This window comes from Solibacillus sp. FSL W7-1436, from assembly GCF_038007305.1.
Classification (GTDB): Bacteria; Bacillota; Bacilli; order Bacillales_A; family Planococcaceae; genus Solibacillus.
Genome location: NZ_JBBOWV010000001.1, coordinates 1,262,734 through 1,281,401 on the forward strand (window position 1 = coordinate 1,262,734; position 18,668 = coordinate 1,281,401).

The 18,668-nt window shown below is 39.9% G+C and carries 17 protein-coding genes and 2 other annotated features; all 17 genes read right to left on the reverse strand.

Annotated elements, in window-relative coordinates:
- Positions 1-3: 3 nt before the first annotated feature.
- Entirely contained in the window at positions 4-255 is a 252-nt protein-coding gene (locus MKX73_RS06410) for a ribosomal L7Ae/L30e/S12e/Gadd45 family protein (RefSeq protein WP_008406985.1), read from the reverse strand.
- Between the two features lie 180 nt (positions 256-435).
- Positions 436-4,116 (reverse strand): DNA-directed RNA polymerase subunit beta', encoded by a 3,681-nt coding sequence (rpoC, locus tag MKX73_RS06415; RefSeq protein WP_340716749.1) that lies wholly within the window; start codon positions 4,114-4,116, stop codon positions 436-438.
- A gap of 146 nt (positions 4,117-4,262) precedes the next feature.
- The gene (rpoB, locus tag MKX73_RS06420; RefSeq protein WP_340716750.1) at positions 4,263-7,817 is read right to left on the reverse strand and encodes a DNA-directed RNA polymerase subunit beta; all 3,555 of its coding nucleotides are present in this window, start codon (positions 7,815-7,817) and stop codon (positions 4,263-4,265) included.
- Positions 7,818-8,060: 243 nt separating this feature from the next.
- Positions 8,061-8,663 carry a class I SAM-dependent methyltransferase gene (locus MKX73_RS06425; RefSeq protein WP_340716751.1) on the reverse strand — a complete coding sequence of 201 codons (603 nt, stop codon included), beginning with the start codon at positions 8,661-8,663 and terminating at the stop codon, positions 8,061-8,063.
- Between the two features lie 193 nt (positions 8,664-8,856).
- Positions 8,857-9,219, reverse strand: coding sequence for a 50S ribosomal protein L7/L12 (gene rplL / locus MKX73_RS06430; RefSeq protein ID WP_079523499.1), 363 nt, complete (start codon positions 9,217-9,219; stop codon positions 8,857-8,859).
- A gap of 72 nt (positions 9,220-9,291) precedes the next feature.
- Entirely contained in the window at positions 9,292-9,792 is a 501-nt protein-coding gene (gene rplJ, locus MKX73_RS06435) for a 50S ribosomal protein L10 (RefSeq protein ID WP_079523500.1), read from the reverse strand.
- Positions 9,793-9,824: 32 nt separating this feature from the next.
- Positions 9,825-9,971 (reverse strand) — a sequence feature (ribosomal protein L10 leader region).
- A 75-nt stretch (positions 9,972-10,046) separates the two neighbouring features.
- The gene (gene rplA / locus MKX73_RS06440) at positions 10,047-10,745 is read right to left on the reverse strand and encodes a 50S ribosomal protein L1 (protein WP_340716752.1); all 699 of its coding nucleotides are present in this window, start codon (positions 10,743-10,745) and stop codon (positions 10,047-10,049) included.
- A gap of 132 nt (positions 10,746-10,877) precedes the next feature.
- Positions 10,878-11,303, reverse strand: coding sequence for a 50S ribosomal protein L11 (gene rplK / locus MKX73_RS06445; protein ID WP_008406998.1), 426 nt, complete (start codon positions 11,301-11,303; stop codon positions 10,878-10,880).
- Positions 11,304-11,483: 180 nt separating this feature from the next.
- Complete coding sequence (nusG, locus tag MKX73_RS06450) at positions 11,484-12,023, reverse strand: transcription termination/antitermination protein NusG (RefSeq protein ID WP_079523503.1); 540 nt, start codon at positions 12,021-12,023, stop codon at positions 11,484-11,486.
- A 180-nt stretch (positions 12,024-12,203) separates the two neighbouring features.
- On the reverse strand, positions 12,204-12,389 hold the full coding sequence (gene secE, locus MKX73_RS06455; RefSeq protein WP_079523504.1) for a preprotein translocase subunit SecE: 186 nt from the start codon (positions 12,387-12,389) through the stop codon (positions 12,204-12,206).
- A 41-nt stretch (positions 12,390-12,430) separates the two neighbouring features.
- Positions 12,431-12,577, reverse strand: coding sequence for a 50S ribosomal protein L33 (gene rpmG, locus MKX73_RS06460; RefSeq protein WP_079523505.1), 147 nt, complete (start codon positions 12,575-12,577; stop codon positions 12,431-12,433).
- A 77-nt stretch (positions 12,578-12,654) separates the two neighbouring features.
- Positions 12,655-13,278, reverse strand: a complete 624-nt coding sequence (gene sigH, locus MKX73_RS06465; protein ID WP_340716753.1) for an RNA polymerase sporulation sigma factor SigH — start codon at positions 13,276-13,278, stop codon at positions 12,655-12,657.
- Positions 13,279-13,372: 94 nt separating this feature from the next.
- Complete coding sequence (locus MKX73_RS06470; RefSeq protein WP_008407006.1) at positions 13,373-13,885, reverse strand: NYN domain-containing protein; 513 nt, start codon at positions 13,883-13,885, stop codon at positions 13,373-13,375.
- Between the two features lie 4 nt (positions 13,886-13,889).
- Positions 13,890-14,618: a 23S rRNA (guanosine(2251)-2'-O)-methyltransferase RlmB gene (gene rlmB, locus MKX73_RS06475; RefSeq protein ID WP_445783324.1), complete on the reverse strand. Its 729-nt coding sequence runs from the start codon at positions 14,616-14,618 to the stop codon at positions 13,890-13,892.
- A gap of 137 nt (positions 14,619-14,755) precedes the next feature.
- Positions 14,756-15,169, reverse strand: a complete 414-nt coding sequence (locus MKX73_RS06480) for a Mini-ribonuclease 3 (RefSeq protein ID WP_014822403.1) — start codon at positions 15,167-15,169, stop codon at positions 14,756-14,758.
- The gene (cysS, locus tag MKX73_RS06485) at positions 15,170-16,573 is read right to left on the reverse strand and encodes a cysteine--tRNA ligase (protein WP_340716755.1); all 1,404 of its coding nucleotides are present in this window, start codon (positions 16,571-16,573) and stop codon (positions 15,170-15,172) included. It abuts the gene before it with no gap.
- Positions 16,574-16,665: 92 nt separating this feature from the next.
- Positions 16,666-16,887: a binding site (T-box leader), on the reverse strand.
- A gap of 101 nt (positions 16,888-16,988) precedes the next feature.
- On the reverse strand, positions 16,989-18,449 hold the full coding sequence (gene gltX / locus MKX73_RS06490; protein ID WP_340716756.1) for a glutamate--tRNA ligase: 1,461 nt from the start codon (positions 18,447-18,449) through the stop codon (positions 16,989-16,991).
- Between the last annotated feature and the right edge of the window lie 219 nt (positions 18,450-18,668).

The following is an 18,668-nucleotide window of genomic DNA, read 5'->3' on the forward strand; positions in this document are numbered from 1 at the left end:
AAACTACATCGCAGTAATCGCAACAACTGCAGCTCCAACATGAATGCCGCAAGCTTTACCAAGTTCTTTCTTTGAATCGACGTAATTGACTGGTACACCGATTTCTTTCGCGAGAAGAATGGCCGGATCGGTTACCCATTTGTCTGCATCGATTGCGACAAAAAGAGCTGTTACTTGTCCAGCATACATTGCTTTCACTGCTTGCTTTATACCTATGATTGTTTTACTGGCCTGTTTTACTTGATCGTAAGACATTTTCATATCCTCCTAAGTACAGACAGTTAACTATCAACCTTCAATATATTATCATTCCAAACTTACACTGTCAACAGATTTCTTATGAAAGTATGTTTGTTAATTTTTAATTCAAGGAAATTTCAAAGAAAATCTCCCGGCAGAGAATGGTCTCTGTCGGGATCTCTTCATTATATAATGCTATTCAGCTGTAATTACTTCTGCTGATTCTTCTTGCTCCATACGGATTTGACGGTAACGTTGCATACCTGTACCAGCCGGAACTAGTTTACCGATAATTACGTTTTCCTTCAGACCTAGAAGCTCATCACGTTTACCTTTAATTGCAGCATCCGTTAACACACGTGTTGTTTCCTGGAATGATGCAGCTGATAAGAATGATTCTGTTTCAAGAGAAGCTTTTGTAATACCTAAGATGACAGGACGGCAAGTTGCTGGAGTTTTTCCGCTAAGTACGGCTTCAGCATTTGCTTCAGAGAATTGGTGGATATCAAGAAGTGACCCTGGTAATAGCTCTGTGTCACCTGCTTCAATCACGCGCACTTTACGAAGCATTTGGCGAACCATTACTTCGATGTGTTTGTCTCCGATTTCTACCCCTTGCATACGGTATACTTTTTGTACTTCTTTTAATAAATATTCTTGAACTGTCGATACATCTTTAACTTTTAATAATTGCTTCGGATCGATAGAACCTTCAGACAATGTTTGACCCGCTACAATTGTGTCGCCTTCTGCTACTTTTAGACGCGCATTGTAAGGTGCTTGGTATTTACGTGTTTCCACATCACCTTGGATCGTTACTTCTTTAAGACCTTCACGAATTTCTTCGATTTCGATTACTGTACCAGTAATTTCAGAAATGACTGCTTGCCCTTTAGGGTTACGAGCTTCGAAAATTTCCTGAATACGTGGAAGACCTTGTGTGATATCGTTACCGGCTACCCCACCTGTATGGAATGTACGCATCGTTAACTGTGTACCTGGCTCACCGATAGATTGTGCAGCAATAATACCTACTGCTTCACCAACTTCTACCTCTTCACCAGTAGCTAAGTTCATACCGTAACATTTTTTACATACGCCGTGTTTTGTATTACATGTAAATGCAGATCGGATTGTAATTTCTTCGATTTTTGCATCTTCGATAACGCGGGCAATATCTTGTGTAATTAAACCATCACGCTCTACGATAACCGCTCCTGTTTCTGGATGGCGAACTGTTTTCTTCACGTAACGACCAACAATACGTTCGTCTAACGCTTCGATCAATTCGTTTCCTTCCATTAATGAACCGATTAGTAAACCGCGGTCAGTACCACAGTCGTCTTCACGAACGATAACATCTTGTGCTACGTCTACTAGACGACGAGTTAAGTAACCTGAATCGGCAGTTTTTAGTGCTGTATCGGCAAGACCTTTACGCGCACCATGTGTAGAGATGAAGTACTCTAATACTGTTAAACCTTCACGGAATGAAGACTTGATCGGTAACTCGATAATACGACCAGCCGGGTTGGCCATCAGACCACGCATACCAGCTAGCTGTGTAAAGTTCGATGCGTTACCACGGGCACCAGAGTCAGACATCATGAAGATCGGGTTAGTTTTTTGTAAAGATTTCATCAGCTTGCCTTGAATTTCATCTTTCGCAGCTGTCCATACGTTAATAACTCGGTTATAACGCTCTTCCTCAGTAATTAAACCGCGGCGGAACTGGATCATTACTTTATCTACCTTGCTTTGGGCTTCATCTAAGATTACACCTTTATCCGGTAATACGACGATGTCAGATACACCTACTGTAATACCTGCACGAGTAGAATATTTGAAACCTAAGTTTTTCATGCGGTCAAGCATCTTAGAAGTTTCTGTAATGTGGAACTCTTTGAATACTTCAGCAATAACATTTCCTAAGAACTTTTTACGGAAAGGATCTACAACAGGCATATTTGTGAAGTGCTTCGCTAAAATAGCGCGGCGTTGTGCTTCAATTTTTTCTGATTCAGATAAATCAGCATAGCCTTCTGTTGCTTCGATTTCTTTCAGTAGCTCTTCGTCAATTGTTAAGTTTACGAAGTACTTTTCAGGTGTTTTCTGTTCTAAGTTGACTGAAGTAGGCTCATTAATATAAGGGAATGAGCGCGGTAAAATTTCATTGAAGATTACTTTACCTACAGTCGATAATAAGAACATTTTATTTTGTTCTTCTGTAAATGTCGGGTTATTTAATGAGCTTGCTTTAATCGCAATACGAGAGTGTAAATGTACATGACCGTTTTGGTAGGCGATTAACACTTCGTTTGAATCATTAAATATTGCTCCTTCACCACGAGCACCTTCACGCTCAAGTGTTAAGTAATAGTTACCTAATACCATATCCTGAGATGGAGTTACTACCGGTTTCCCGTCTTTCGGGTTAAGGATGTTTTGTGCTGCTAACATAAGTAAGCGAGCTTCTGCTTGTGCTTCAGCTGATAGTGGAACGTGAACCGCCATTTGGTCACCATCGAAGTCAGCGTTATAAGCTGTACATACTAATGGGTGAAGACGGATTGCACGGCCTTCTACTAGTGTAGGCTCGAATGCTTGGATACCAAGACGGTGTAGCGTCGGTGCACGGTTAAGTAATACCGGATGCTCACGAATTACATCTTCCAATACATCCCAAACTTCGTTGTGTAAACGCTCAATTTTACGTTTTGCACTCTTAATGTTATGGGCAAGGCCACGTTCTACCAACTCTTTCATAACGAAAGGTTTGAATAGTTCGATTGCCATTTCTTTTGGAAGACCACATTGGTACATTTTTAAGTTAGGACCTACTACGATAACCGAACGACCAGAGTAGTCTACACGTTTACCAAGTAAGTTTTGACGGAAACGACCTTGTTTCCCTTTCAGCATATGTGAAAGTGATTTTAAAGGACGGTTACCAGGACCTGTTACAGGACGACCGCGACGACCATTATCGATTAATGCGTCAACCGCTTCTTGTAACATACGTTTTTCGTTTTGAACGATAATGCTAGGTGCACCAAGGTCAAGTAAACGTTTTAAACGGTTGTTACGGTTAATAACACGACGGTAAAGGTCATTTAAGTCAGACGTAGCAAAACGTCCACCATCTAATTGCACCATTGGACGAAGCTCTGGCGGAATTACCGGTAGTACATCTAAGATCATCCACTCGGGTTTGTTGCCTGAGTTACGGAATGATTCAACTACTTCTAAACGTTTAATCGCACGTGTACGGCGTTGGCCTTGTGCAGATTTCAACTCTTCTTTTAAAACTTGTGTTTCATCTTCCAAGTCAATTTTCTCTAAAAGACTTTTAATCGCTTCAGCACCCATTGCTGCTTCGAATTCGTTGCCATACTTTTCACGGTATGCACGGTATTCTTTTTCAGAAAGTAAGTCTTTATAGCCTAAAGACGTTTGACCTGGGTCAACTACTACATATGAAGCAAAGTAAATTACTTCTTCCAATGCACGTGGAGACATATCTAAAATAAGACCCATACGGCTTGGAATACCTTTGAAGTACCAAATATGTGATACAGGTGCTGCTAGTTCGATATGTCCTTGACGTTCACGGCGAACTTTCGAACGCGTTACTTCTACGCCACAACGGTCACAAACGACACCTTTATAACGTACACGCTTATATTTACCACAGTGACATTCCCAGTCTTTTGTTGGTCCGAAAATACGTTCACAGAATAGACCATCTTTTTCTGGTTTTAATGTACGGTAGTTAATTGTTTCAGGTTTTTTTACTTCTCCGTATGACCAAGAACGGATCTTGTCAGGTGAAGCTAAACCAATTTTCATATATTCAAATTCATTAACATCGATCAAGGAGCCTACCTCCCTTTAGTTATAAGTCGTAAATGACTTTTAATGTAGCTCTACACTTACAAAATTTCATATTAGGCCATAATGAAACTTGTATCTAAAATATAAGAAAACCGGGCAGGGCATATACCTGCCCGATTCAATTGAAGTTATTCAAATGATTCTACTGGGTCTTCTTCTTTATCATTAGATCTTTCGACAGGTGCAGCTACTTCATCTTCATCGTCAAGGTCGCGTAATTCCACTTCCTCGTCGTTGATTGTAAGCATCTTCACATCCATACCTAATGATTGAAGTTCTTTAATTAATACTTTGAATGATTCTGGAACACCTGGTTCTGGAACACTTTCACCTTTTACGATTGCTTCGTATGTTTTCACACGACCTACAACGTCATCCGATTTTACAGTTAAAATCTCTTGTAACGTGTAAGCAGCACCGTATGCTTCAAGTGCCCAAACCTCCATCTCACCGAAGCGCTGACCACCGAATTGTGCTTTACCACCAAGCGGCTGTTGCGTTACTAATGAGTAAGGTCCAGTTGAACGTGCATGAAGTTTATCGTCAACCATGTGCGCAAGTTTGATCATGTACATGACACCAACAGAAACGCGGCTATCGAATGGCTCACCTGAACGTCCATCATAAAGAATTGTTTTACCGTCACGGTTCATACCAGCTTCTTCCATTGTTTCCCAAACATCGGCTTCGTTGGCACCATCGAATACTGGTGACGCCATATGAATACCTAAGTAACGAGAAGCCATACCTAAGTGTAGCTCAAGCACTTGTCCGATGTTCATACGAGAAGGTACCCCTAGTGGGTTAAGCATGATATCTACTGGTGTTCCGTCCGGCATGAACGGCATATCCTCTTCCGGTAAGATACGTGAAATTACACCTTTGTTACCGTGACGTCCGGCCATTTTGTCACCAACGCGGATTTTACGTTTTTGAACAATATAAGCACGAACTAATTGGTTTACACCTGGTGGTAATTCATCGCCGTCTTCACGGTTGAATACTTTTACATCTAAAATGATACCGCCGGCTCCGTGTGGTACACGAAGAGAAGTATCACGTACTTCACGCGCTTTTTCACCGAAGATAGCATGTAATAAACGCTCTTCCGCAGTTAACTCTGTAACTCCTTTAGGCGTAACTTTACCTACTAGAATATCACCATCGCGAACTTCAGCACCGATACGGATAATTCCGCGATCGTCCAAGTTACGAAGTGCATCTTCACCTACGTTTGGAATATCACGTGTGATTTCTTCAGGTCCAAGCTTAGTATCACGAGACTCTGATTCATATTCTTCAATATGAACAGAAGTATATACATCGTCTTTTACAAGGCGTTCGCTCATAATTACAGCATCCTCGTAGTTGAAGCCGTCCCATGTCATGAACGCAACAAGTACGTTTTGACCAAGTGCTAATTCGCCTTTTTCCATTGATGGACCATCGGCTAAAATATCACGAGGTTTTACACGGTCGCCAACTTTTACGATTGGACGTTGGTTATAAGAAGTACCTTGGTTAGAACGAATGAATTTTTGTAATTTATATTTTGTTAAATCACCTTTTACTTCTTTACCATCTACTAGCTCAATACGACGTACGTGAATTGAACGTGCTTCTACATGTTCAACAATACCATCGAATTTAGCTACTACAGCAGCACCTGAATCACGTGCGTCTACGTGCTCCATACCTGTACCAACGAATGGTGCATTTGGATATAGTAATGGAACAGCTTGACGTTGCATGTTCGCTCCCATTAACGCACGGTTTGAGTCGTCGTTTTCTAAGAACGGAATACATGCTGTCGCAGCAGATACTACTTGTTTAGGTGATACATCCATGTAGTCGATACGATCTTTTGAGAATACAGTGTTGTCACCACGGAAACGTCCAACAACTTCTTCGTTTGCGAAAGTACCGTCTTCATTTAAGATTGAGTTCGCCTGTGCAACTACATAGTTATCCTCTTCGTCAGCAGTTAAGTAATGGATCTCGCTCGTTACAGCACCTGTTTCTGGATCAACACGGCGGTAAGGAGTTTCGATGAAGCCAAACTTGTTAACTTTTGCGAATGATGATAATGAGTTGATAAGACCGATGTTCGGTCCCTCTGGAGTCTCGATCGGACACATACGACCATAGTGAGAGTAGTGAACGTCACGTACTTCCATACCAGCACGCTCACGTGTTAAACCACCAGGCCCTAATGCAGATAGACGACGCTTATGCGTTAATTCTGCTAACGGGTTAGTTTGGTCCATGAACTGAGACAATTGAGAGCTACCGAAGAACTCTTTAATCGAAGCGATAACAGGACGGATATTGATTAATTGCTGTGGTACGATTGCAGCTGTGTCGTTAATTGACATACGCTCACGTACTACACGCTCCATACGAGATAAACCGATACGGAATTGGTTTTGTAGTAATTCACCAACAGAACGTAAACGACGGTTACCTAAATGGTCAATATCATCTGTGTTACCAACGTCATATAATAAATTGAAGAAGTACGATACAGAAGCCAATACATCGGCTGGAGTAATATTTTTCACTTCTTCATCTACATAGGCGTTTGAAATAACGTTAATTTCTTTTTGTGCTTCATCATTTGGTGCAAAGATTTTAACCGATTGAATTGTAATATCATCTTCCAATACGCCACCAACTTGGTTTAATGTACGGAAACCGACACCACTTTCTAAATAAGGAATTAACTTATCCAAATTACGGCGGTCTAATAATGTACCTGCTTCTACGATAATTTCTCCTGTGTCAGGATCCACTAAAGTTTCTGCAATCGTTTGGTTGAATAAACGATTTTTGATGTGAAGCTTTTTGTTCATTTTGTAACGACCAACATTCGCTAAATCATAGCGTTTTGCGTCAAAGAAGCGAGAATATAATAAGTTCTTCGCAGATTCAACTGTTGGTGGTTCACCTGGACGTAAACGTTCGTAGATTTCAAGAAGAGCCTTTTCAGTACCTTCCGTATTATCTTTTTCTAACGTATTACGTAAATATTCATTGTCGCCAATGATATCTAAAATTTCTTGATCCGAGCCAAAACCTAATGCACGTAAAAGTACTGTTACCGGTAATTTACGTGTACGGTCGATACGTACATATACAACGTCTTTAGCATCTGTTTCATATTCAAGCCATGCACCACGGTTTGGAATAACCGTTGCACCAAAGCCTTTTTTACCGTTTTTATCCGTTTTTTCGTGGAAGTATACACTTGGAGAACGAACTAACTGTGAAACGATAACACGCTCAGCACCGTTAATAATAAACGTACCTGTTTCTGTCATTAATGGGAAATCACCCATAAAGACATCTTGCTCTTTCACTTCGTTTGTTTCTTTGTTGTGCAAACGCACTTTTACACGTAATGGTGCAGCATAAGTAACGTCACGCTCTTTACACTCATCCACATCATACTTAGGATCTCCTAAAGTATAGTCGACGAATTCTAATGAAAGATTACCTGTAAAATCTTCGATTGGAGAAATGTCGTGGAACATCTCGCGCAACCCTTCTTCAAGGAACCACTCATAAGATGCTGTTTGGATTTCGATTAGATTCGGAAGTTCCAGCACCTCACTAATACGCGCAAAGCTTCTACGCTGGCGGTGTTGTCCGTACTGAACTAGTTGACCTGTCAACTCATTCACCCCTCAATAAAGCGATAATAGGTCTTTGCAAAAACATACAAATAGTGTATGATTTCGAAAGACAAAAAGAAAACGAGACTTTTTTTAAACCTCATTTTCGGTTAAACTCAACTTATTCTTAGCAGTATACCCGTAACTTTGAATATTTAATGCAAAAGGGCATACTACCTCAAAATAATAATTTTGCATTTTATTATGTTATCATACTCGATTTGTCAAGTCAATATTGGAAACTAATCTTACTTATTTTTTTGCACGAATAATCCAATATCCTTTTTTCTTCTCAACAACATCTACTTCTGAAAACATTTCTTCCAAATGACTAATGGTTGATGGAGCCCCTTGTTTCTTCTGAATAACAATCCACAGTTCACCATTTTCCACTAACAATTCATATGCGCCGTCATAAAATTTAAAGATTGTTTCCTTACCGGCACGAATTGGAGGGTTTGTTAATACTGCGGCTACTTTCGTTCCAGGTTCTACAGCGGCTAAGCCATCGCTTTCAAAAATACGTACATTTTGAACCCCGTTAAGCTGGGCATTTTTTTGAGACAAACTAACTGCTCGTGAATTGATATCCATCATGTATACTTCACGTTCAGGGTTGTTTTTTGCGATCGACAATCCGATCGGTCCATAGCCACAACCTACATCAAGCAAAACACCATCAATTTTAGGCATTTCAAACACATCGATTAGTACACGGGAACCAAAATCTACTTCGCTTTTACTGAATACACCCGTATCCGTTTCAAACGTAAATGTATTGCCTAATAAAGTGAATTTCCATTGGCGTGGTTTACTCTCAGTTCGAGGCTTATTTGAATAATAATGTTCAGACATGCAACACGCCTCCTTAGAAAAAATACATTTTGCGGTAATTTGTGCAAAATGTTGTCTTTTCATGTGGATTACTATAAAAATTCAATATTTTCATATCCACAAAAGTTAAATAAAGAAAAGCCCGCCGCAAAAATGTGACGAGCTTTCCTTATTAAACTAAGCTCAAGGCCTAGCAATTAAAGTTAAACTGAAATTACTTAACTTCTACTGAAGCGCCAACTTCTTCAAGTTTAGCTTTGATAGCTTCAGCTTCGTCTTTAGAAACGCCTTCTTTAAGAGCTTTAGGAGCGTTATCTACAACTTCTTTAGCTTCTTTTAAGCCTAAACCAGTGATTTCACGAACCACTTTGATTACTTTGATTTTTTCTCCACCAGCAGAAGCTAATACTACGTCAAACTCAGTTTTTTCTTCAGCAGCGCCTGCAGCACCACCAGCAACTACTGCTACTGGAGCAGCAGCTGTTACACCGAATTCTTCTTCGATTGCTTTTACTAAATCGTTTAATTCTAGAACTGTCATAGCTTTGATAGCTTCTAAGATTTGCTCATTGTTCATTTTAATTTCCTCCTATGGAATGTTTATTAGTTTTAGGCAGTTTGCCTGATTTTTGAAGTTATGAGGCTACTATTAAGCGCCTTGCTCTTCTTTTTGTTCTGCAACAGCTTTTGTTGCAAGTGCGAAGTTGCGCACTGGAGCTTGAAGTACAGATAAAAGCATTGATAATAGACCTTCGCGAGATGGAAGTTCTGCAAGAGCTTTAACGTCTTCAACTGATGCCAATGTACCTTCGATGATACCAGCTTTAATTTCTAACGCTTCGTTTTTCTTAGCGAACTCGTTAATAATTTTAGCAGGAGCTACTACGTCCTCGTTAGAGAATGCGATAGCGTTAGGACCAGTTAAAAATTCATTGATTCCTTCTAAACCAGCAGCTTCAGCAGCACGGCGAGATAAAGTGTTTTTGTAAACTTTGAACTCAACACCTGCTTCACGTAATTGCTTACGTAATTCAGTAACTTGCGCTACAGTTAAACCACGGTAATCTACTACTACTACAGAACCGGCAGCAGAGAATTTATCAGCGATTTCTTGAACTTGAACTTTTTTAGTTTCGATTGCTTTGCTCATGATGACACCTCCTATTAGAATGAGTCATTTATACCGACAAAGAAAAGCCTCTATATCGATAATAGACATAGAGGCTGAAAGTACATCATCTTAAAAAGAATCCGAACTCCTATGTCCTCGGTAGGATCATTAAGTGCTTAAAGCACCCCTACTGTCTACGGTACAAATGGATGATTCACAACAGCACCCATCTTACCAAAGCAAGAGGCGTGTTGTCAACAAATTTTATTTTACGATTTTAAAAAAATCGGAAATTACTTAACTGTTACGTTAGCAGCGTCAACTTTAACTGCAGGACCCATTGTAGTTGTAACATTTACAGACTTCATGTAAGTACCTTTTGATGCAGCTGGCTTAGCTTTTTGAACTACTTCAAATACAGCTAAGAAGTTTTCTACTAATTTTTCTGTTTCGAAAGAAACTTTACCGATTGGTGCGTGGATGATACCAGCTTTTTCAGCACGGTATTCTACTTTACCAGCTTTGATTTCTTCGATTGCTTTTGTTACGTCAAATGTAACTGTACCTGTTTTAGGGTTTGGCATTAAACCTTTAGGACCTAATACACGACCTAATTTACCAACTTCACCCATCATGTCAGGAGTTGCAACGATTACATCGAAATCAAACCAACCTTGTTGGATTTTTTGGATGTATTCTGCATCGCCCACATAGTCAGCGCCAGCAGCTTCTGCTTCTTTAAGTTTATCGCCTTTAGCGAAAACTAATACGCGTTGAGTTTTACCAGTACCGTGTGGTAATACTACCGCACCACGGATTTGTTGGTCGTTTTTACGAGTATCGATACCTAATTTGAATGCTACTTCTACAGTTGCATCAAAGTTTACAGTGCTTGTTTTTTGCGCTAACGCTACTGCTTCTTCAACAGAGTATAAAGTTGCGCGGTCGATTAATTTAGCTGCTTCTTGCAGTTTTTTACCTTTTTTAGCCATTATAATTTCCTCCTTGATTGTGGTTGTAACGGATTTGACCTCCCACGAATAAAGGTTGCGCACTCATCAAACAAGTATCCGAGTGCAGCAACCTTCCAAAAACAAAAACATCATCAAGTGTTGAAGATGGGATTAGTCTTCGATCGTAATACCCATGCTTCGCGCAGTACCTTCAACCATTAACATAGCAGCTTCAACTGAAGCAGCGTTAAGGTCTGGCATTTTTTGTTCAGCGATTTCGCGAACTTTATCACGTTTAACCGTTGCGACTTTTTTACGATTTGGTTCACCAGATCCAGATTGGATACCAGCAGCTACTTTAAGTAATACTGCAGCTGGCGGAGTTTTCGTAATAAAAGTGAATGAACGGTCTTCAAATACTGAAATTTCAACTGGAATGATAAGACCAGCTTGATCAGCAGTACGAGCGTTAAATTCTTTACAGAATCCCATAATGTTTACACCTGCTTGACCTAATGCAGGACCAACCGGTGGCGCTGGGTTTGCTTTACCAGCAGGGATTTGAAGTTTTACAACTTTAATAACTTTTTTAGCCACGAGACACACCTCCTTAAGTCCGTGATGTGGTAACTGGGTTGCCCCTCCCACTCAAATATCTGTTCGTCAGCTAACTTGCCGATAACATTAAAACTAATTATAATCATACGTCCAAAAGTTGGACAGTCTGACCTTTGAAATGATAACACTTTTAAATTACTTAATCAAGTATAAATAATTCTATATTTTTTGAACTTGGTTAAAGTCTAACTCCATTACTGTTTCGCGACCGAACATATCAACAAGAACTTTTAATTTTGCTTTGTCGACATCTACTTCTTCTACGCGGCCTTGGAAATGTGCGAATGGTCCTTCAAGAACTTCTACAACTTCACCGACAGTAATTTCAACTTCACCTAATAATGTTTCATTCATACCCATTTGCGCAAGCAGACGTTCCGCTTCTTCCGGTAATAACGGAGTCGGTTTTACACCGCCGCCTGAAGAACCGATAAATCCTGTAACGCCAGGTGTATTACGAACAACATACCAAGCATCATCTGTCATGATTAATTCTACTAAAACGTAACCCGGGAAGATTTTACGCATTACCGCTTTTTTCTTACCGTCTTCTTTTACATCGATTTCTTCATGCTCAGCTACGATTACACGGAAAATTTTATCTTGCATTCCCATCGTTTCCACGCGTTTTTCAAGATTTGCTTTCACTCGGTTTTCATAACCTGAATACGTATGAACTACATACCAATTTTTCTCCATATAGGTAGGACTAAATCGTCCGTCCCTCCTTTACATTAAGTGTGTTAGGGTATATATTTCCCTATTCACAAAACTTCAATAATCTATTTCTTTAAATTAAGCTGTCAGCATTTTTTAACAAATGAAAAAACCCGTTATATGGCATGGACGGGCTATTTCGAAATATTAACATGATATAGCTTACAGAGACAAGAACCAACGGAATAATTCTGAGATTCCTAAATCTATTGCTGTAAAGAATAACGCCATCACGACAACTGTTGAAACAACCACTACCGTATACTTCGTTAACTCTTTACTTTTCGGCCAACTTGTTTTGCGCATTTCCGAGCCGACTTCTTGTAGAAAGTTTGTTACTTTACTCATCTTTGCCTAACCTCCGAACAACGAATTAATCTATGTTTCATTTATAACGTTTGTTTATGCATTGTATGCTCATTGCAATGAGAGCAAAATTTCTTCAGTTCTAAACGCTCGGTTGCCCCTTCTTTTTTCGGGACATTATAGTTTCTTGAACCGCACTTTTCGCAACTTAAAACGACTTTCTTTGCCATGTTTATCACCTTTTCGGCAGTTTGTCCTTTAAAGACTAACACCTAAATTTCCCACTGTCAATAAAGGCTCATGGTGTTTAAGTTATTTCTTTTAGTTCAAGATGACGCTCCAATTTACGCTTCACCCGCTGTAATGCATTATCGATGGATTTTACATGTCGGTCCAATTCTTCAGAAATTTCATTATAGGATTGGCCTTCCAAATAACGAACCAATACTTGCTGTTCAAGTTCGCTCAACACTTCGGCCATCTTCTCTTCCAGATAAAGATAATCTTCACGATTGATCATCAAATACTCAGGGTCGTCTGAAATCGGGCTCGTAATAATATCCATCAGCGTACGCTCTGATTCTTCATCGTAAATTGGCTTATCTAAAGAAACATATGAATTTAGCGGAATATGCTTTTGTCTAGTAGCTGTTTTAATTGCCGTAATAATTTGCCGTGTAATGCAAAGTTCTGCAAAGGCACGGAATGACGCCAGCTTGTCCTCCTTAAAATCCCGAATCGCCTTATATAAGCCAATCATTCCTTCTTGGATAATATCTTCTTTGTCTGCACCAATTAAAAAATACGACCGTGCTTTCGCTTTAACAAACAATCGGTATTTTGAAATCAAAAAATCTAGCGCATCTGTATTGCCAAGATGCACTTGTTCTACAAGCTCTTCATCTGTCAAATGTTCAAAACGTAGTACCATTTGTAACTTCTCACTTTTAAGCAATGAAAATCACCTCAGTTACGCTAGAATAATTAGGAATAGTATAACTTAATTGGAAATTACGGGCAATCTATTACTTGAGCCCTCTTCTCCATTTTTCAAACTGCAGTTCTACTTCTTTAGATAGCTTAATTCTTGAGGCCGGTTTTTCGTCGGTCGATTCTTTTACTTTGGATGAAATTTTAGATTGAATAATTTGCATTTCAATTTCAAGCTCACGTGCTGATTTTCTCAATGCACCATGACCAAATACAACGTTTTGTTCAGTCATATCCGATGTTGCAACATGTATTTGGATTTTCCGTCCTTTTAATTCGTTTGATAACTTTTCAATGCGCTCGTCCGCTGTTTCATTTTTACGTGTATAAAGCACTTCCACAGCATGCTGAATATACAGCTGCTCCGTGCCCGGGACAAGATGGGCATCAAATACAACGATAACGCGCCAGCCTGTATGTGCTTTATACTCCGCCATTCGTTCAATTAACCGATCACGTGCATCCTCGAAGTGAGGCTCGCGTAAAGGCCGAAGCTCACTCCATGCACCAATCATGTTATAGCCGTCTACTAGCAATATGTTCTGCATGACCTCATCCGTTAGCTTCTTGTCGTTTGCGGTACACTTCATACATAAGTAATGCCGCTGCTACGGAAGCATTCAATGATGTCACATGACCGACCATTGGCAAGTGATATAAGAAGTCACATTTATCTTTCAAAAGACGGCTCATTCCCTTACCTTCACTACCAATAATTAATGCAAGCGGTAATGTTGCATCCATTTTACGATAATCTGCCGAACCTTTTGCGTCTGTTCCGGCAATCCAAACACCGCGGTCTTTTAGCTCATCCACCGTTTGGGCTAAATTGGTTACACGCACAACAGGTACATGCTCGATGGCACCTGTTGAAGCTTTAGCAACAACTGCTGTCAGACCGACTGCGCGGCGTTTTGGAATAATGATACCATGTGCACCGATTGCATCTGCTGTACGCATGATCGATCCTAAGTTATGCGGATCTTCCAACTCGTCCAATATTAAAAAGAACGGATCTTCGTTTTTTGCCTTTGCTGCTTCAAACAAATCGTCCAATTCTGCATAGTCATATGCCGCGACCGATGCCACAATTCCCTGATGGTTTTCTGCAAGTTTGTCGACCTTTTGCTTTGGTACAAACTGAACAAGGACACCTTGCTCTTTCGCTAAGTCCATCAGCTCCTGTACACCTGTTTTTTTAACGCCTTCAGCAATCCATAGCTTATTGATTTCCCGGCCTGCGCGAAGTGCCTCAAGTACCGGATTTTTCCCTGCAATCATTTCTCCTGATAATTCTTCCTGGGCAGTTTGCGGTTTTTCTTGTTGCTTTTTCTCATGAGTTTTAAAAGTATCTGCTTTTTTATCGCGACTTTTAAAATCTTTTGGTTTACGATTTTGCTGTCTTTTCTCTGCCATAGTTACACTCCTTTTGCCTGTTCGACAATCTCGATTGCGTAATCGATTATTTCATTTGCGCGATGATGTTCTTTGCTGAGGAATAAGAAGCCTAAAACTGCTTCAAATCCTGAGCTGTTACGATATGTGCGGACATCTGTATTTTTTGGAACAGATCCTGATTTGGCATTGCGTCCTCTACGGAAAACAGCTTGCTCTTCTTCTGTTAAATAATTCTCTTCAATCATGCGATGCACAATATTGGACTGGGATTTGGCCGAAACATATTTCGTAGCTTCTTTATGCAATGTGTTAGGCTTTGCACGGCCCGACAATATTAAATGTTCCCGAATTCTTTGTTCAAGCACGGCGTCGCCCATATAAGCGAGCGCCAGTGCATTTAACTGTATGACATCATGTGGTGTTAAGTTTTGCATTTACTGTCCTCGTTTCCAGCGTGTACCTTGACGAGTATCCTCAAGAACAATATCCATGCCCAGCAGCTGGTCGCGGATTTCATCTGAACGAGCGAAATCACGATTTTTACGGGCTTGGTTACGTTCTTCGATTAATGCCTCGATTTCTTCATCGAGTAAGCCTGCTTCTACTTTTATATGAATACCCAGTACATTTCCAATTGTATCAAACATCGTTAAAATTGCCTGTAATACTTCTTTATCCGTATTCGCTTCGTTTAAATACACATTGGCAATATGGGAAAGTTCAAATAATGCTGAAACCGCATTTGCTGTGTTAAAGTCATCATTCATTGCATTTTCGAAATCAACTTTAATCTGACTGATTTTTTCAAGCCACTGCTCGCTGTTATCCCCTAAACTTGCCGAAGATGTGAGACGGTGCTCGACATTCGTATAGGATGTACGAATTCGGTCTAAACCACTTTTCGCTGCTTCCACTAAATCCTGAGCGAAGTTAATCGGATTACGGTAATGAACTGACAGCATAAAGAAACGCAACACTTGCGGGTCGATTTGCTTGCGAATATCATTCACTAATATAAAATTACCCAGTGATTTCGACATTTTTTCATTATCAATATTAATATAGCCATTATGCATCCAATAACGCGCAAATGTTTTATCATTATGCGCTTCGGATTGGGCAATTTCATTTTCGTGGTGAGGGAATGTTAAATCCTGTCCACCTGCGTGAATATCGATTGTATCACCTAAGTGCTCACGCGCCATTACAGAACATTCAATATGCCATCCAGGACGTCCTTCTCCCCATGGTGATGCCCATTTAATTTCGCCTGCTTTTGCAGCTTTCCATAATGCGAAATCCAACGGGTCTTCTTTTTTCTCGCCCGCTTCAATACGCGCTCCCACTTTTAAATCATCGATCGATTGGTGACTTAATTTTCCGTAACCATTAAATTTACGTGTACGGTAGTAAACATCACCTTGGGATTCATATGCATAGCCTTTGTCGATCAGAACTTCAATAAACGCGATAATATCATCCATATGTTCTGTTACACGCGGGTGCGCATCAGCCTTCTGACATCCAAGTGCCGTAATATCTTCAAAATAAGCAGCAATAAAACGATTTGTTAATACAGATGTTTCTTCGCCCAACTCATTTGCTGCTTTAATAATTTTGTCATCCACATCGGTAAAGTTTGAAACGAATTTCACTTCGTAACCTGCATACTGTAAATAGCGACGTACTGTATCATAGACGATTACCGGGCGGGAATTTCCAATATGGATGTAATTGTATACAGTTGGTCCGCATACATACATTTTTACTTTACCTTCCTCCAACGGAATAAATGGTTCTTTTTGTCTTGTCAACGAATTGAAAATTTGAATCGTCATATTGCCTCTCCTTTTTCATTGTACTCTTAAAAATTCTATCGGGTTAATTTGTAATTTTAATTAAAAAAACGCCTCCATCACCTTGAAAAGGTGACAGAGACGCTAGATGCGCGGTTCCACTCTGGTTGAAAAAGCAACAATACTTTTTCCGCTTGAAGTCCTGTAACGTGGACAAATCGATTTAACCTACTTCAATTTCAGTTAAATACTCAAAGGTGCATTTCGGCTTTGCCCTAACCTGGATCACTTTCAGCCGGTGGTGATCCTCTCTAATAAGGGGTGCGCAGCGTACTTCTCCTTCTCAACGTGCTATCTTTTATGCAATTTACATTCATTTTACATCTATTTTCAGAAAAATCAATCATTATATCCATATGAACAATCCGGTAGCTAATTCCAAATGTTTCAAAATGGATTACTGTGCAAATTTTTCAACACGGGCAATTGTTTTTTCCTTGCCAAGTAAAGCGATGGCATTCGGCAGTTCCGGACCATGTGTTTGACCAGTCGTCACAACACGGATTGGCATAAACAGATTTTTCCCTTTTACGCCCGTTTCTTTTTGAACAGCTTTAATAGCTGCTTTAATCGAAGCGGCATCAAAAGATTCCAAAGCTTCTAATTGAGTTTTAAATGAAGCCATAACAGCCGGCACTGTTTCACCAGCCAACACTTCGTTTGCTTCTTCATCATATGCAATTTCTTCTGTGAAAAATAGGCTCGATAACTCTACGATTTCTGCCCCGAAGCTCATTTGCTCATGGTAAAGAGCGATTAAATCAGAAGCCCATGCATGTTGTTCTTCAGATAATTCTTCCGGAAGTAAGCCGGCTTTTTGCAAGTGCGGCAACGCTAAAGCAACTACCTCTTCATGAGACATTTTTTTAATATACTGGTTGTTCATCCATGTCAATTTTGTTTTATCGAACATTGATGGTGATTTTGATAAGCGCTTTTCATCAAACAGCTTTACAAATTCGTCATGTGAGAAGATTTCTTCTTCTCCCTCAGGTGACCAGCCAAGTAATGCAAAGAAGTTAAACATCGCTTCCGGTAAGTAGCCTAGGTCCTTGTATTGTGTAACGAACTGGATGATTGACTCATCACGTTTTGATAATTTTTTACGCTCTTCATTTACGATTAATGTCATATGACCATATTGCGGATATTCCCATCCGAATGCGTCAAAGATCATCATTTGTTTTGGTGTGTTTGATAAATGCTCTTCACCACGGAATACATGTGTAATTTCCATGAAGTGATCATCCAGCACTACCGCATAATTGTATGTTGGGATACCGTTTGCTTTTACAAGTACCCAGTCGCCGATATCTTTTGATTCGAATGATACTTCGCCGCGAACTAAGTCAGTGAAACGATACGTAACATTTTCAGGAACACGCATACGAATTGTGTGCGGGATACCAGCAGCTTCTTTTTCAGCAACTTCCTCTGCAGTTAAATGACGGCATTTCCCATCATATGCAGGTGCAGCAACACCTTGCGCTTTTTGTTTTTCGCGTGATGCTTCAAGCTCCTCTGAAGTACAGAAACATTTATACGCTTGTCCGTTTTCAAGCATTTTTTCTGCATGCTCTTTGTAAATATCAAGACGCTCCATTTGACGGTAAGGTGCATATGGTCCGCCGATATCAATAGACTCATCCGGCATAATACCTAACCAGCGTAAATTATCAAGTTGAGAAGCTTCCCCACCCTCTACATTACGCTCAATATCTGTATCTTCAATACGTACTACAAAAGTACCGTTGTGATGTTTTGCATATAAATAATTGAATAAAGCTGTACGTGCGCCACCGATATGTAAGAATCCTGTTGGCGATGGTGCATAACGAACGCGAACTGTTTTCGTCATAATATTGCCTCCTAATTTTAGCGTCAAAACGCTCGACCTTTTTCGCATATAAAAAAAGTTTACTTTTATATGTATATGAACGGACATTATATTGTCCACTATCGGCACAATAGATGTCTTTTAAACTTTAACCATTCTACCACTGTAAGTTGTTAAATTAAAGTAGCGTGTGCCGATTTTTGACACACGCCCTCAATTTTATCCAGCATTAACGGGTAG